This window comes from Anabaena sp. 4-3 (genome assembly GCF_001597745.1).
Lineage (GTDB): Bacteria > Cyanobacteriota > Cyanobacteriia > Cyanobacteriales > Nostocaceae > Trichormus.
The window spans coordinates 304,301-319,295 of record NZ_LUHJ01000061.1; the positions used below are offsets into that span (position 1 = coordinate 304,301).

General features: G+C 41.5%; 15 protein-coding genes. 6 read left to right on the forward strand and 9 right to left on the reverse strand.

Annotation, left to right across the window (positions count from 1 at the left end):
• Positions 1-85 precede the first annotated feature (85 nt).
• The 6 genes from A3775_RS16415 to A3775_RS16440 all read right to left on the reverse strand — a co-directional run bounded on the left by A3775_RS16415 (position 86) and on the right by A3775_RS16440 (position 6,312).
• Positions 86-898, reverse strand: a complete 813-nt coding sequence (locus tag A3775_RS16415; RefSeq protein WP_066375094.1) for a carbohydrate ABC transporter permease — start codon at positions 896-898, stop codon at positions 86-88.
• 79 nt (positions 899-977) lie between these two features.
• Entirely contained in the window at positions 978-1,553 is a 576-nt protein-coding gene (locus A3775_RS16420) for a 5-formyltetrahydrofolate cyclo-ligase (RefSeq protein ID WP_066375092.1), read from the reverse strand.
• 108 nt (positions 1,554-1,661) lie between these two features.
• The gene (locus A3775_RS16425; protein ID WP_066375090.1) at positions 1,662-2,624 is read right to left on the reverse strand and encodes a GDP-L-fucose synthase; all 963 of its coding nucleotides are present in this window, start codon (positions 2,622-2,624) and stop codon (positions 1,662-1,664) included.
• Between the two features lie 24 nt (positions 2,625-2,648).
• A complete protein-coding gene (gmd, locus tag A3775_RS16430) occupies positions 2,649-3,728 on the reverse strand; it encodes a GDP-mannose 4,6-dehydratase (RefSeq protein WP_066425879.1) in 1,080 nt (359 codons plus the stop codon).
• A gap of 570 nt (positions 3,729-4,298) precedes the next feature.
• The gene (locus A3775_RS16435) at positions 4,299-5,057 is read right to left on the reverse strand and encodes a sugar transferase (RefSeq protein ID WP_066425880.1); all 759 of its coding nucleotides are present in this window, start codon (positions 5,055-5,057) and stop codon (positions 4,299-4,301) included.
• A gap of 94 nt (positions 5,058-5,151) precedes the next feature.
• A complete protein-coding gene (locus tag A3775_RS16440) occupies positions 5,152-6,312 on the reverse strand; it encodes a glycosyltransferase (RefSeq protein WP_066375081.1) in 1,161 nt (386 codons plus the stop codon).
• A gap of 75 nt (positions 6,313-6,387) precedes the next feature.
• Here A3775_RS16440 and A3775_RS24355 point away from each other — a divergent pair, with 75 nt between their 5' ends.
• A complete protein-coding gene (locus A3775_RS24355) occupies positions 6,388-6,540 on the forward strand; it encodes a hypothetical protein (RefSeq protein WP_156481660.1) in 153 nt (50 codons plus the stop codon).
• 38 nt (positions 6,541-6,578) lie between these two features.
• On the forward strand, positions 6,579-7,517 hold the full coding sequence (locus tag A3775_RS16445) for an NAD-dependent epimerase/dehydratase family protein (RefSeq protein ID WP_066375079.1): 939 nt from the start codon (positions 6,579-6,581) through the stop codon (positions 7,515-7,517).
• A 272-nt stretch (positions 7,518-7,789) separates the two neighbouring features.
• Here the strand turns inward: A3775_RS16445 and A3775_RS16450 are convergent, their stop codons facing one another.
• Complete coding sequence (locus tag A3775_RS16450) at positions 7,790-8,515, reverse strand: Uma2 family endonuclease (RefSeq protein WP_066375076.1); 726 nt, start codon at positions 8,513-8,515, stop codon at positions 7,790-7,792.
• 88 nt (positions 8,516-8,603) lie between these two features.
• Between A3775_RS16450 and rfbB the strand changes: the two genes are divergently transcribed.
• On the forward strand, positions 8,604-9,668 hold the full coding sequence (rfbB, locus tag A3775_RS16455) for a dTDP-glucose 4,6-dehydratase (protein WP_066425884.1): 1,065 nt from the start codon (positions 8,604-8,606) through the stop codon (positions 9,666-9,668).
• Between the two features lie 14 nt (positions 9,669-9,682).
• Here the strand turns inward: rfbB and pgsA are convergent, their stop codons facing one another.
• Both pgsA and A3775_RS16465 read right to left on the reverse strand, forming a co-directional pair.
• Positions 9,683-10,198 carry a CDP-diacylglycerol--glycerol-3-phosphate 3-phosphatidyltransferase gene (gene pgsA / locus A3775_RS16460; RefSeq protein ID WP_066375072.1) on the reverse strand — a complete coding sequence of 172 codons (516 nt, stop codon included), beginning with the start codon at positions 10,196-10,198 and terminating at the stop codon, positions 9,683-9,685.
• Positions 10,199-10,310: 112 nt separating this feature from the next.
• Positions 10,311-10,874 carry a Uma2 family endonuclease gene (locus A3775_RS16465; protein WP_066425885.1) on the reverse strand — a complete coding sequence of 188 codons (564 nt, stop codon included), beginning with the start codon at positions 10,872-10,874 and terminating at the stop codon, positions 10,311-10,313.
• Between the two features lie 356 nt (positions 10,875-11,230).
• Here A3775_RS16465 and A3775_RS16470 point away from each other — a divergent pair, with 356 nt between their 5' ends.
• The 3 genes from A3775_RS16470 (at position 11,231) to A3775_RS23710 (ending at position 14,921) form a co-directional block, all read left to right on the forward strand.
• On the forward strand, positions 11,231-12,637 hold the full coding sequence (locus A3775_RS16470) for an aspartate ammonia-lyase (protein WP_066375068.1): 1,407 nt from the start codon (positions 11,231-11,233) through the stop codon (positions 12,635-12,637).
• A 119-nt stretch (positions 12,638-12,756) separates the two neighbouring features.
• Positions 12,757-13,728, forward strand: coding sequence for a DUF362 domain-containing protein (locus A3775_RS16475; RefSeq protein WP_066375066.1), 972 nt, complete (start codon positions 12,757-12,759; stop codon positions 13,726-13,728).
• Between the two features lie 1,007 nt (positions 13,729-14,735).
• Positions 14,736-14,921, forward strand: coding sequence for a hypothetical protein (locus A3775_RS23710; RefSeq protein WP_015141024.1), 186 nt, complete (start codon positions 14,736-14,738; stop codon positions 14,919-14,921).
• Positions 14,922-14,995 lie beyond the last annotated feature (74 nt).

Consider the following 14,995-nt stretch of genomic DNA (forward strand, 5'->3'; position numbering starts at 1 on the left):
GGAGGCAGGGAAGCAAGGGAGAGGGGACTTTTCCCTTTTCCCCCTGCAAAGAACCCCAATTCTTCCTCTTTCCCAGTTCCTCAACCTAACCCTTCACTCCACTGCCCGTATCTGTTGCTACAATGTAACGCTGTAAAATCAGAAATAGTAGCAAAACAGGTGCGATCGCAATTACTGAACCAGCAGCGACTAAACGCCAGTCAAGGGAAAATGTCCCGGCTAATTTCGCCACTCCCAAGGGAAGGGTATATAAGCTTTCGTCTTGAATCACAATCAAAGGCCAAAGAAAATCACTCCAAGAACCGATAAATACAAAAATAGCCAAAGTCACCAGGGCTGGTTTGACTGCTGGCAACATGATATGCCACCATAAACCTAGTTCTGAGCTACCATCCATGCGGGCAGCTTCTTCTATTTCTTTGGGAACACCCATAAAAGCTTGTCTGAGGAGGAAAATCCCAAAAGCGGAAGCCAAGCTGGGGAAAATAATTCCTAAATAAGTATTTCTCAACCCTAACTGCACTGTCAAAATATACAGAGGTATCATCACAATCTGGAAAGGAATCATAATTGTAGAGACGATCGCAATAAAAATTCCATTCCTCAGAGGAAATGATAGTCTGGCTAAAGGATAAGCGGCTAAGGAGCAGAACAACAAATTTAAACCGACAGTCAGCACTGCCACCAATGTACTGTTATAGATGTACTGTCCAAAAGGTAAAGATTGCCACACCTTAGAGAAGTTTTCTACCGTAGGTTGACTGGGTAATAACTGCGGTGGGGATTGGAAAATATTTTCTGTGGGTGATTTTAAAGCTGTGCTGATTAGCCAAAGTAATGGGAATAGTGTGACGATGGCGATCGCTCCCAATAAACAGTACATCATCACAGTTGGCATTTTAGTATTTTGCCATCGGAAATTAGTCACAATACCGCACTCCAAATTTAATATAAATTAAAAATTAACCAATTACAAATTACGAATTAATATAAAGTTTAGTTTCAGTAACCACAGCAGCTAAAGGTTGATCCCAAGGTTGAATAGGTAATTGGGGTAAATAAGCAAAATCAAACACAATGCCGATAGTTGGTTTATTTGCCCACTCGGTAGAACTGAGCAAGCGATCATAATACCCACCACCATAACCTAAACGATAGCCACGCTGATCACAAGCGACGCTAGGGATGAGAATTAAATCAACTTCTTCTGGGTTAATAGTTGGTGCTGATGGTGCTGGTTCTTTAATGCCATAGGAATTAATTTGTAAAGATTCTCCTGGTTGCCAAATATGCCAGTTAAGTGATGTTTCCACGCAGCGAGGAAATCCCCAACGGTATTGAGTATCTAAAAATAGGTTGCTCAGATCAGGTTCTTGACGAAAACTCAGATAAGCAAGTATGGTTTTAGCTTGTTGAAAAAGTAGAGAGTTTTGTAATAGATGACAGATGCGATCGCTTTTTTCTCGCCATTCTCTCATAGACATTGACTGACGAGTTTTTAACAGATTGCGGCGTAACTTGACTTTACTTTGTTGATGATCAACTTTGTCCATGCCAATTAGTGCAGGGTTTATCAGGGAACGGTGAGAGACAAACCCCTCTTGGTGTTCAAGAGGGGTTGGGGGAGAGGTCAAAAAAACTGATCAGGTTATCGGTGAACGTTACCCATTCGCGATTTTCTCAGCAGCATTTTGACGATACCAATCAATAGTATTCTTCAATCCCTGCCGGAAATCTACCTGAGCAGAGAAATTAAAAGCTTGTTTTGCGCGTTCAGTATCCAAACAACGACGGGGTTGACCGTTTGGTTTGTCTGTTTCCCATACAATTTCACCGTCAAACTCCATCAGTTCGCAAATCAGAGTGACTAAATCACGAATGGAGATTTCAGAACCAGTGCCTAAGTTAACTGGTTCTGAGTCATTGTAGAATTGAGTTCCCATGACAATACCCCGCGCGGCATCTTCCGAATAAAGAAACTCACGGGTAGGACTACCATCACCCCAAACAGGTAGTTGCTTAACTTTATTAATTTGAGCCGCATGAACTTTGTGAATTAACGCCGGGATGACGTGGGAACTCCCAGGATCAAAGTTATCTTCAGGCCCGTATAAATTCACTGGCAAAAGATAAACCCCATTAAAGCCGTACTGCTGACGATAAGATTGCAGTTGGACTAACAGAGCTTTTTTAGCAACGCCATAAGGGGCGTTAGTTTCTTCTGGATAACCATTCCACAGGTCATCTTCCTTAAATGGTACAGGAGTAAATTTAGGGTAGGCACAGATTGTACCCACACAGACGAATTTTTCTACACCAGCTTGATAGGCAGCATGAATTAGCTGAGTTCCCATGATCAAGTTATCGTAGAATAACTCCGCCGGTTTTTCCCGGTTAAGACCGATACCGCCCACATGAGCTGCTAAGTGGATGACGATATCTTGTTGGTCTACTGCGCGTTGGCAATTTTCCCAGACACGTAAATCTAATTCGCGCGATCGCGGTATTGTAATCTTAGCTTGGTCAGCCCCAGCTTTGCCCAGTTGCTCGATTACTTGACGGCCTAAAAACCCTGCCCCACCAGTGACAAGAATTCGTTTATTTTGTAGCTCTAAGGCGGTCATATTTTTATCCTTGGCAAGATTTGATTAGAAGTGGATAACATCCAGTTCTTGACGAATAGTAGCAATGTCCTGGGGCAGCAGAGAACCATTGCCATTGGGTGAAGTTTGCCCTATTGCTTGCAAATCAGCATCTACCATCAGTGCCACCAACTCTTTAAAAGTGACTGAAGGTCGCCAACCCAATTTTTGTTGGGCTTTGGTAGAGTCGCCAATTAATAAATCTACTTCTGCTGGGCGTAGATAACGCTCATCGAACTCTACATAATCTTGCCAATCAAGATTTACATGACTAAACGCTAACTCTAGAAATTCTCGTACTGAATGAGTTTCACCTGTAGCAATTACATAATCGTCTGGTTGGTCTTGTTGCAACATCAACCACATTGCCCGGACATAATCCTTAGCGTAGCCCCAATCTCTTTTTGCATCCAGATTACCCATATATAGCGTTTTCTGCTTGCCAGCCACAATCCGCGCCACTGCTCTGGTAATTTTGCGGGTAACAAAGGTTTCACCGCGTCGGGGTGATTCATGGTTAAAAAGAATACCATTACAAGCAAAAAGTCCATAGGATTCACGGTAATTAACCGTTTGCCAGTGGGCGTACACTTTTGCACATGCGTAAGGACTGCGGGGGTAGAACGGTGTAGTTTCGCTTTGGGGAACAGCTTGTACTAAACCATACATTTCTGAAGAACCAGCTTGGTAAAATCTCACCTGAATCCCAGTGCGGTGCTGATAGTCGCGGATGGCTTCTAGTAAACGCAGTGTTCCCATGCCCACGGAATCTACTGTATATTCTGGTGAATCAAAGCTCACCCGTACATGGGATTGCGCGCCTAAATTATAAATTTCTGTAGGTTGGACTTCTTCTAAAATCCGTCGTAGGGTTGTACCATCAGTCAAGTCGCCGTAGTGAAGAAATAACCGCACGCCTTCTTTATGAGGATCTTCGTAGATGTGATCGATGCGGTCAGTGTTAAAGGTAGAAGTCCGCCGGATTATACCATGAACCTCATAACCTTGCCCCAGCAGAAATTCACTCAAGTATGAACCATCTTGGCCAGTAATACCAGTAATTAACGCACGCTTGTTTTCGGTCATGCTTGCTTATTCCTTTTGTCCGTAAAGAAGATATATGCAGGTCAATTGATACAACCTAGCAGTTAATCACTAAATTGCCTAATGGGAAACCTACGAGTTTTAACGTCTGCTAGGTTTTGATTCTCAATAAATATACTGAAGAAACAGTCAATTTAATAGAAGAGTTTAGCCTTAAATGGCTATATTTACGCTATTTAGGTATTTTGCTGCAAATTTCTTACAGAAACTTTATGTAATACAAAATTTCTTCAATAAACTTCTAAAGAAATTACATATAAATAAATGAATTAGGCAACTTTATTCTGGTCAGGACTGATGCAACTGGCACATTAGTAGGGTGCGTCAGATGCCAAACATAAGTTTCTTTGCAGGATTTATGCAGGCTGACGCACTCTACTGGACTGGCACATTAGTAGGGTGCGTCAGATGCCAAACATAAGTTTCTTTGCAGGATTTATGCAGACTGACGCACCCTACATATAGATATTTAGTGTGACTTTTAGTGAGGAGAGAGTCAAAAATTTCCCCAGCTTAGGCGCAGAACTTAGCTGAATAATTTTAACTTTTTTTTCAGTATGCTCCGTTATTTTTGGGAAAAATCACCACATCAATTGTCTTCAAGATGATCCATAAGTCCAACCAAAAGGTTCTAAATTTGGCATAGTGCAAGTCGATTTGGATTCTCCGTGGATAAGGAATGTCATTACGTCCAGATACTTGCCATAGTCCAGTGATCCCTGGTCGGATGGTTAAAACTTGATCGATGTGAATACCATATTTCGGTAGTTCTTCGGCGACTAGGGGGCGCGGCCCCACAACACTCATATCCCCTTTTAACACGTTCCAGAATTGGGGAAATTCGTCCAAGCTAGTAATTCGCAAGAATCGACCGATTTTGGTAATTCGGGGATCATGTTTGAGCTTAAAACTGGTTTCAAATTCCTGTCGCAACTGGGGCGATGTTTCCATCATTTCCACCAGGATTTCATCCGCATTGTTGACCATTGTGCGGAATTTAATACAATAAAAAGGCTTGTAATTCTTCCCTATTCTTTCTTGGACGTAAAAAATCGGGCCTTTTGAGCTTAAAGCAATCAGTAAGGCCAAAATCAAGTATACAGGGGAGAACAGAATTAACACCAACAACGAAAACACAATATCAAAAACTCTTTTACCAAACTCTCCGTTTAACCGGGGGAAAGACAAACCTTGAGGTTTGATTTTCGGTGTCTTGGTTTTTTGACTACGCTTAAGAGTAGAACGCATAGACGAGCTAGCATCTGGCCTTAAGCGTCGCTTGCCGGAGAGGAGTGAGCTCTGGGCAGTCATCATACTCCTTATTAATCCACACCACACATAGTCCCAATCTTAAAGCTAAAAGGATGTGCTTCTGGGGGACAGTTGCCAAAAGCATACACAACAATTACATTAAATTATGGCGATCGCTTCCAAGAGTTCCTGTTTTTTGGCACTGATGCACAAAATCTAGGTAGCGTTGGGCAAAAATTTGCGGTGAAAACTGGACGGCGTGCGATCGCATATACTCAGGATTGAGAACATCTTGATACATTTCAAATTTTTCTACTGCCTCCACCAAAGCTGCTTCTGTTTGACTCCCAAAAAATATACCCGTTCCTGTGTCTTTATAGGTACGTACATCCCGCACAGTTTCTAACGCTCCCCCGGCACCGTAGGCAATTACTGGTGTACCGCAAGCTTGCGCCTCGACTAAGGCAATGCCAAAATCTTCGCAAGCACCATACACAAATGCCCTAGCTTTAGCCATATATTTTTTTACCACCTCATCAGGTTGCCACCCCAGTATTTGGATATTAGAGTTGGCTAATTCCTGAATTTTTTTCATTTCCGAACCAGTACCAATAATCACCAACGGCCGCTGCAATTTATTAAAAGCTTGAACAATTAGAGATACTTGTTTATAACTCACTAACCGGGAAACGATCAGATAAAAATCCTCTTTGTAAGGTAAAAACGGAAATGCCTCCACATCCACTGGTGGATAAATCACCGTCGCTTTTCTGCGATAGCAACGCCAAATCCTCTGGGCGGTATGGTGAGAGTTGGCAATAAAGTAGTCAACCCGATTAGCACTTAACACATCCCATTGGCGTAAACGATGTAGTAAATACCGTGTTAACCACCCAGCTACACCCTTACCCAGTTTGCTGTGGCGGAGATAATCAAAGGTTAAGTCCCAGGCATAACGCATAGGACTATGACAGTAGCAAATATGTAACTGGTTGCCAGTAGTAATCACTCCTTTCGCTACTGCATGAGATGAGGACAAAATTATGTCATACTGCCGCAAATCCATTTGTTCAATTGCCAAAGGTAACAACGGTAAATATTTTTGAATACCATTGCGGGCAAAGGGGAAATGCTGGAGAAAAGTTCTGCCGATGGGACGTTTGTATAAATAACTTTTAGGATTACTCGATTCAAAGTCAATGAGGGCGTATAAATCGGCATCAATATGATTCAGAATTTCCCGCACCACGAGTTCTGAACCACCTGTGGCTTTTGGTGTCAGCCATTCATGAACAAGAGCATATTTCAAAGGCACAGCTAACTTTAAAAATGTAGAAAATTATGCAAGCAAAGTGTGAGGTTAACTGCCAAGTTTACCTTGGTGAACAAGATGTGGGAACTGCTCCAGATGAAATCTTCAGGACGTATTTCTTTTGGTAGAGGTTCCAGAGAGATACAGCAACCTGATAACCTCAAGGGTATTGGGGATTGGGTACTGGGGATTGGGTATTGGGAAAACTCTTTACCAGTTCTCAGTCACTAATCCCCGGTCGCTAAAAAAGACATAGGAGTTGGGAATTTATGCGTATTTTAATCATGGGTGGTACTAGGTTCATAGGTGTGTACTTAACTCAAATTTTGGTAGAACAAGGACATGAGGTCGTCTTGTTTAATCGTGGTAATCGCCCCCTACCAAATTTACAGGGAGTAGGACAAATTATAGGCGATCGCACTGATTCTACACAGCTGAAGGAAAAATTACTACAAGAAAATTTTGATGTGATTTTTGACAATAATGGTCGAGAATTATCTGATACACAACCTTTAGCCGAAATTTTTCAAGGACGGGTACAGCATTTTGTTTACATGAGTTCTGCGGGGGTTTATCTCAAATCTGACCAATTACCCCATGTTGAAGGTGATGCAGTAGACCCAAAAAGCCGCCATAAGGGTAAACACGAAACTGAAACTTACTTGCAACAGCAAGGATTACCCTTCACTTCCATTCGTCCCACCTATATTTACGGGCCAAAAAACTATAACGATTTAGAAAGCTGGTTCTTTGATCGAATTGTACGCGATCGCCCAATTCCCATTCCCGGTAACGGCTTACATATCACACAACTCGGTCATGTGCAAGACCTAGCTTTAGCCATGTCCCAGGTAATTGGCAACAAACAGGCGATTGGGCAAGTGTATAATATTTCAGGCGATCGCTTCGTCACCTTTGATGGTTTAGCCCGTGCTTGCGCTCAAGCTGCCGGAAAATCACCAGATGCCATTAAAATAGTGCATTACGACCCGAAAAAATTTGATTTCGGCAAACGTAAAGCCTTCCCCATGCGTTTACAGCATTTCTTCGCCTCAGTCAATAAAGCCCAAACCGAATTAAATTGGCAACCCCAATATGATTTAATCTCTGGGTTAACTGACTCTTTTAAAAATGATTATCTCGCCACCGGAAGGGACAAACAAGACATAGATTTCTCTGTAGATGAGGAGATTTTACAAGCCAGCTAGAAAATAGGGAGTGGGGAGTGGGGGGAGATGAGGGGGATGAGGGGGATGTAGCTTGAGTTTCTCTTTCCCTACGGGACGCTGCGCGAACAGAGACGCTAACGCGTTCGCGCAGCGTATCCGTAGGATTCACCCGCAGGGTGGGGGATGAGGGGGATGAGGGAGATGTAGCTTTAGCTTCCCGCAGGGTGGGAGACAAGAGAGACAAGGGAGAAATACTTTCCCAGTCCCCAGTCCCCAATCCCCAGTCCCCAATCCCCAGTCCCTTCCATTCCCTAAACCTGATTTGGATCAATTCCTAACTCTTTTAACTTTGCTGCTAATCTTTCTGCTCGTTGACTTTCCTGTTCTGCTGGGGTGGGAAGCCAATTTCCTTCTGCATCATACCAGCGTAACCATAAGCGTTCAATTCCTTGGTAAGTACCTTGCCAAAGTCCTAATCCTATTTCTAAACTTGGCATCCAGACTTGAGGTTTACTCAAGTCCATTTGGCTATAACGGTCTGCAACTAATTGGAAAGCTTGCAGTTGGTCGGTGTAGCGGTCAAAGACAATATAATAGGGAACTCGTAAAATTCGTTCATAGACTTCCCATTTGGTTGGCGGTTGGTTAATTTCCCTGAGAGTATGCCCTAAATCTTCTTTTTCCGTCCCCGGAGACAGTAATTCTACTACAACAAAAGGTGCTACTCCTTCCTGCCAAATCACATAACTTAAACGCATTTCCCGTTGTTCATAGAGACGAGAAACGCCTACCACTGCAAACCAATCAGGACGTTTATACCAGCGTGGGTGGTGGGTGTCATAATACAGGTTTAAATCACTGGCGACAAAAATTTGGTCTGCTGGATAGTTGGGGGGAGAAAAGGTTTCACGCAAAAGTTGTGGCTGAATAATGTGAAATTCGTCAGGCAAACCGGGTTCCTCCGGGGATTCACTGGGAAGATCATACATCGTAGGTAGGGCTACTTGGGGAGAATGGGGAGGGTCTGTTTGATACATAAGGAAAGTCCTAACCGACTAACTTTAAGTTAACAAATCACAGCAAAATTTTGGTACAAACAAAATACACTTTATTTGTCCATAAAATATGCAAACACTATTGGTAACAGGAGGAGCCGGATTTATCGGTGCTAATTTTATTCTCCTGGCTCGACAATTACAATGGGCTAATATCATTAATTTAGATAAACTCACTTATGCTAGCAATTTAGGAAATTTAGCAGAATTACAAACTGATAAAAACTATCATTTTGTGCAAGGAGATATCAACAATTTTGAGTTAGTCAGTTATTTATTATCACAGTATCAACCAGATACTATCATTAATTTTGCGGCTGAAAGTCATGTAGACCGTTCAATTTTTAGTCCGCAAAACTTTATTAACACTAATGTTTTAGGAACTTTTCAGTTATTAGAAGCAAGTAGATTTTACTGGCAAAAGCTACCATCTGCTAAACAAAAACAATTTCGCTTTCTGCACATATCTACAGATGAAGTTTACGGTTCACTCAATCCCCAAGACCCAGCTTTTAGGGAAGATACGCCCTATGCACCTAATAGTCCATACTCTGCATCTAAGGCGGCATCTGACCATTTTGTGCGCGCCTATTATCACACCTATGGCTTGCCAACTTTAACCACAAATTGCTCTAATAATTACGGGCCGCTTCAGTTTCCTGAAAAGCTGATTCCTTTAACGATTCTCAATGCTGTAGATGGTAAACCTTTACCTATATATGGAGATGGGCAAAATATCAGAGATTGGTTATATGTAATTGACCATTGCCAAGCTATTTATTTAGTTTTACAACAAGGTAAAATTGGCGAAACTTATAATATTGGTGGTTTGAATGAAAAAACTAATCTCACAGTTGTAAAAACAATTTGTGCAATTCTCGATGAATTAGTGCCTCAACTTAATTTATCTTACTCGTCTTTGATAACGTTTGTGAAAGACCGTCCTGGTCATGACCGTCGCTATGCAATTGATTGTAGTAAAATCAGTCAAGAATTAGGTTGGCAACCTCAAGAAAATTTTGATAGTGGTTTGCGAAAAACTGTGCAATGGTATTTAAATAATTCTTATTGGGTAAATCAAGTCCGTTCTGGAGCTTACCAAAATTGGTTGAAACAAAATTATGATAATAGATAATTTTGTGGGGAATTTTAGGTATTTTCTGGAGACTGAGGCCAAAGATAAATTATGCCAGAGATTAAAGTTAAAGCCACAGCTAGCCAAAAAGCGATGAGTGATGATAATTCCCAGTCTGCTGATAAGGGTGCAATTAGTAAGGCGATCGCTACTATCTGACTGACTGTTTTTAGTTTACCCCAAATATTCGCCCCGGTAATTTTGGTTTGATTCACTCGCCAACCGGCGATCGCTAATTCTCGCGCTAAAATCAAGAATACCCCCCAAGCTGGGATTTTTCCTAACTCTACTAACACCAACAACGGTGCTAATACCAAAAATTTATCCACTAAAGGATCAAGAAACTTACCCAAATCACTAATTTGGTTAAGTTTTCTTGCTAAATAACCATCTAACCAATCTGTCAACGCCGCCACTAAAAAAATTGCTAAACATATCCATCTAGCCGACGGTGTAGGATTGTATAAACCGTATAACAGAAATGGTACACCCAAAAGCCGAGAGAAAGTAATCCAGTTAGGTAAAGTCACGTCGCTTCGCTCCAAATTCAAAATTCGTCTTGAAAAGTTTCCTACGGCGGGAAACCCGCCTACAGAACTTTTCGCAAAATTCAAAATTAAATACCTTTTTCTTTAATAATTTCTATAATTTCAACCAAGCAAATAATTGTCCTAATGTCAAATGTAAATCTTTAACTAAATCAGGTACTGGCAAGATATCTGATTCGTTTTCTAAAAATATAGGTTGCTGGTGAGGCGGATAAATTAAAATACCATATTCCTCTGGATCAATTAACCAACCTAAGCTAGTACCATGATTTAAACAATGTAAAATTTTTCTGGTGACTTTGGTTGTACTTTGCTCAGGAGATAAAATTTCAATTATCCAATCTGGATAGGTATTAAACGCATTGGCAATATTACCTTTGTCATCTACAGGAATTCTCTGCCACGAAAATACTGCGACATCTGGCACAATGGAATAGCCACCAAATGTACAACGTAATTCTGGTAAAGCCAGTGCAATTTTTGGGGCTTCTACCACATTATTAACCGCATTAGCTAATTGCAACTGTAGTCTACTATGTTTACCTTGAGGCATAGGTTTGTGGAAGATTTCACTGTTGATATATTCACTTGCTGGCTCGGTTTCTGGTAATTGTAAAAATTCTTCTAAAGATACCCGGCAAGTTGGTGTTTTAATCATAATATTTTACCTGCTCTTATTTAACCCTAAGTTTAGCCTAAATCATCTTATGTGACAGGACTGACACAAGTATCATAAATCCAGTCAGTAGTTAACAGCGATAACTAATATAGCGTTTTCTAGTCTAATGAGTGACAAATTTATCTGCGTTTATCTGCGTCCATCTGCGTTGAATTTTGACTGACTGTACCTGACTTGAATGGGAATTGCTATAGCTGTTTTATTTTCCCAGTGGTATAAGTCTTTTTTGATTTTCTTGTCGTCTCTTGCTACAAAACAAAATATTTCCAGATGAGGTTTTTAGTGTAGTTGCATGGCATGATCTGTATTTTGAGATTATCTAAACAATAACTAAGATGACAGACAACACAGATTTTCGCATTGAGCGCGACTCGATGGGCGATCGCCAAATTGCTAGTAATGTTTATTACGGTATTCAAACCCTCAGAGCCATAGAAAACTTCCCAATTAGCGGCATCAAACCCTTACCCACTTACGTAGATGCCTGTATTTTCATTAAAAAAGCTACAGCAATAGTCAATGGTGAACTCGGCTGTATTCCCGAAGATATAAGTCAAGCAATTGTCAAAGCCACTGATGAAATTCTAGCCGGGAAGTTACGCGAGCAGTTTGTGGTTGATGTCTATCAAGCTGGTGCGGGAACTTCCCACCACATGAACGTTAACGAAGTTTTAGCAAATCGCGCTTTAGAAATTCTCGGCGAAGACAAGGGGAATTACAAACGAGTTAGCCCCAACGATCATGTAAACTATGGACAGTCTACCAACGATGTCATCCCCACAGCAATTAGGATTGGTGGTTTGTTAGCACTGGCGAGGACATTACACCCAGCCTTAGAAAAAGCGATCGCCGCCTTAGAAAACAAAGCTGTAGAATTTCAAGATATTGTTAAATCTGGCAGAACCCACTTACAAGATGCTGTACCCGTGCGCTTAGGTGAAAACTTCCGCGCTTGGGCGCAAATTTTATCAGAACACCAAAACCGCATTTACACCGCCTCTGGGGATTTAATGGTATTAGGTTTAGGAGGTAGTGCGGCTGGTACTGGCTTAAATACCCATCCTGAATATCGCACCCGTGTAGTAGAAGTTCTCTCAGAATTACTAGAATTACCTCTACAACCTGCGCCCCATCTCATGGCAGCAATGCAAAGCATGGCCCCATTCGTCAACGTTTCTGGCGCATTACGGAACTTAGCCCAGGATTTAGCCAAAATTTCCCATGATTTGCGGTTAATGGACTCCGGGCCAAAAACTGGTTTAAAAGAAATTCAATTACCCCCAGTACAACCTGGTTCTTCGATTATGCCAGGAAAGTATAACCCCGTGATGGCAGAGATGACATCGATGGTGTGTTTTCAGGTAATGGGTTACGACAATGCGATCGCACTTGCCGCCCAAGCCGGACAATTAGAATTAAACGTGATGATGCCGTTAATTGCCTATAACCTGATTCACAGTATCGAAATTCTTGGTAATACTATCGCCGCCCTCACACAACGCTGCATAGAAGGAATTACCGCCAACAAAGAACGTTGTTTAGCTTACGCCGAAGGCAGTTTAGCATTAGTCACCGCACTTAACACCCATATTGGTTATTTAAACGCCGCCGCCGTCGCCAAAGAATCCTTAGAAACAGGCAAATCTCTCAGACAGATAGTTTTAGAAAAAGGGCTAATGAGTGAAGCAGAACTAGCTACTGTGTTAAATCTAGAACAGATGAGCAGTATTGTAGGGGGCTAGGGACTGGGGACTGGGTAACAGTTATTCTTCCTCCGCTCCTCCGCTTCCTCCGCTTCCTCCGCTTCCCTGCTCCCCCTGCTTCCTCATCTTCCTCATCAACTCCACTCACATCAATACCCATGCAAAACCAAAAACCATCTGTCAGCCTCATCCGGGCTAATTCTTACGAAAAAGATGCTTTAAGGGAATCTTTAGTTACCTTGCTAGAACCCTTTGGCGGAATGGCGGCTTTTGTCAAACCAGGGCAACGCGTCTTACTCAAACCTAATTTACTCACAGGTTCGCGTCCCACAAAAGAGTGTACTACCCGCGCTGAATTGGTTTATGCGGTTGCTCAGATGGTAATTGCCGCAGGTGGCAAACCATTTTTAGGAGATAGTCCCGCTTTTGGTAGTGCTAAAGGTGTAGCTATAGCCAATGGTTATCAGCCAATCATCCAAGAATTAAATCTTCCTATCATTGAGTTTCACGGACAGCGTTACCAAACCGTGAGCGAAAATTTTAATCACCTACTACTCTGTAAAGAAGCAATAGAAGCAGATGTAGTGATTAATCTCCCTAAAGTTAAGTCTCATACCCAATTAACCTTAACTTTGGCAGTCAAAAACCTGTTTGGTTGTGTTCCCGGCAAAATGAAAGCATGGTGGCACATGGAAGCCGGAAAAGATGCCAACCGTTTCGGTGAGATGTTAGTTGAAACTGCTAAGGCTATTAATCCAGACTTAACTATTTTAGACGGCATCATCGGTCATGAAGGCAATGGCCCCAGTGGCGGCGAACCTCGTCCTTTGGGTATATTAGCCGCATCATCAAATGTCTTCGCCCTAGACAGGGCAATGGTAGAAATTCTCAATGTACCACCGCAGCAAGTCCCCACCGTTGCAGCTTCCCAAAGGTTAGGAGTTTGCCCAGAACTAGCTGAGATTGATTTCCCTAATTTACATCCTGATTTATTAAAAATTGCAGATTGGCGGCTGCCAGACAAGCTCATGCCTATTGACTTTGCTATGCCCAGAGTCATCAAGTCTACGTTCAAACATTTTTATATCCGTTTTATCAAAGAACCCATGACTGCCTATGCTAAACAGTAGGTTGTCTGGAACATCTGATGTTTTTGTAGGGTGCATCAGAAAAGATAATTTGGCAAACTTAAACAGATTTTTGACATCTGACACACTCTACTAATGTGCTTGTCTTGAACATCTCACCAAAAGCAAGTGCAAGCTCTGTTACAACAATCTCCCATTCAGGAGAGTAGTCTAGAGATTACCCTCCGATTGCTTAACCAAACCGCCCTCTAGCGGCGGTTTTCCCCTGATTAGTCATTAGTCATTAGTCATTAGTCATTAGTCATTAGTCATGAGTTTTTTTCCTCCGCTTCCTCCGCTTCCTCCGCTTCCTCCCCCTACCCTCTATCCTGGGTTAACAGCCAAAAGTATTTTTACTCTACCTATGTGTAGATTGACAAAATAGAAGTAATATCACGTAAATTTATTAATTACGATTTAGAAATAATTTTTTGGTGTGATTACTGACTTCTTTCTCACCACTACGGGTATTTTATCTGTATTTATGCGGTTGCTTTTCTGATGTTCAAAATTGTGTTGACTGATGTTTCTAGAGTTTTGTATTTCTTCAGATTTACTTGTGTTGAATAGTGACAAAAAAATACTTGATTTCAGCAATATTTCGGGATGTTAATCATTATCCTGAAAATGATGAACCGCTACAAGTGGCGTAGACAAAGTATTTTGGAATGTAACCTCTTTGGACTCTGACACCATCAAGGTAGATAATTAATCTACCACCAAAGAAAAAAATCTTACTAATTATGTCTTTGACTTAATCTCTGCTTAACCTAAAAAAAGTTAATCCTTACTATAAATTTTAACATATTGTTGAGTCAAGCTAGCCAAAAATGTTCATAACCCTTTTGGTATCAAGATTACCGAGTCTAAAAGTACAACTATCACACTTGCGAAACAGGTTAATGTTTTTGACGGCTATACATTTTACAAGAAAAAATAGCTAAAATAGTATTGAAACTCTCGACTAGAGAGTAAACCTAACAATCAATTGTGATTAACTCCAATTCTGTATGAATTCAGATAGCCAGTCTGCCAACCCTCCCGACACGTATTCCCATCGTTTGGCAGACATTCTGGGAACATTGATAGCTGTAGTTACTCTTACGCTACCTGTGTTTGTCATTGCCCATTATTCAACTGATGTTCCAAATAGTCAGCAACCCATGACTTATGAACTTCCGCGAGGTGAGCGATAGACAACCAACACACAGATGAATGTGAGATTTCAGCAGCCTAAAGTTCCAACAAAAATGGAGAAAGCAAGTTTTGA